Origin of the sequence: Corallococcus sp. AB049A, from assembly GCF_003668885.1 — a bacterium.
In the GTDB taxonomy this organism is placed as follows: Bacteria; Myxococcota; Myxococcia; order Myxococcales; family Myxococcaceae; genus Corallococcus; species Corallococcus interemptor.
The window spans coordinates 1-390 of sequence record NZ_RAWL01001432.1; the positions used below are offsets into that span (position 1 = coordinate 1).

A 390-nucleotide genomic window follows, 5' to 3' on the forward strand; every position below is an offset into this window, starting at 1 on the left:
CACTGGTACAGCCGCAGGGCCTTGATCCAGGTGCGGAGCCCTCCGGGCTGTCCAGGCAGGTGGTCGCTCAACCGGGTTTGCGCGCGGGCCTGGTTTGCCAGCGATCCGGTGGCGTTGACGACGACAGCACCTGCGGCGTGCTTCCAGACCGGCAGGTCAACGCGATGGTTGCCAAGATAGTCGAACCCCCGTTCCCCATAGCGCTCGACAAGGGCTTCAGCCTTGGCGTGCCCGGCCAGATTGCGGGCCCCATCGCTGGCGATGACCTCGTCAAAAACGCCGAGATGATCGGCGATCGGCTGGACCAACAGCCGGTCCGAGGCGGTGCACAGGACACGCGGACGCTGCGGTGTCGCGCGCAGCATGGCCACGACACGCTCATCGTATGGC

1 pseudogene is annotated in these 390 nt (G+C 66.7%); it reads right to left on the bottom strand.

The window, feature by feature from the left end:
- A pseudogene (locus D7X55_RS42465) lies at positions 1–365 on the bottom strand (hypothetical protein); the annotation flags it as partial.
- Between the last annotated feature and the right edge of the window lie 25 nt (positions 366–390).